The organism is Sporosarcina sp. P29, from assembly GCF_002743265.1.
GTDB lineage: Bacteria > Bacillota > Bacilli > Bacillales_A > Planococcaceae > Sporosarcina.
In genome coordinates this window covers 1-367 of the sequence record NZ_PDYX01000143.1, presented here as the reverse complement: position 1 = coordinate 367, position 367 = coordinate 1, and the positions used below count along the sequence as shown (strand labels likewise).

1 protein-coding gene is annotated in these 367 nt (G+C 60.8%); it reads left to right on the top strand.

From position 1 onward, the window contains the following. Window positions 1-367: SDR family oxidoreductase (locus CSV68_RS16950; protein WP_143561039.1), on the top strand; the 367-nt coding region annotated here is incomplete at both ends.

Genomic DNA, 367 nt, shown 5'->3' with positions numbered 1-367 from the left:
GATCCGCGTCTTGAACAGGTGACGCATGTCGTTAACTGCGCGGCCGTCGCGTCATTTGGCAACAATCCGCTTATCTGGAAGGTGAACGTCGAGGGAACCCTGGCGCTGGCGCGCCGCATGGAACGGGTGTCGACCCCACAGCGCTTCCTGCACGTTGGCACGGCGATGTCCTGCACGCCGGAGCAGGATTCGCTGGTCGCCGAAAGTGCAGAATTCAGAGAGAACGCCGAGCATCTGGTGGAATATACCTATTCGAAATCCACCATTGAACAGCTGATGCGCCAGCACTGTCCTGGCCTGCCGCTGCTCATCGCCCGCCCGTCCATCGTCGTCGGCCATACCCGTCACGGCTGCACACCTTCAAGCA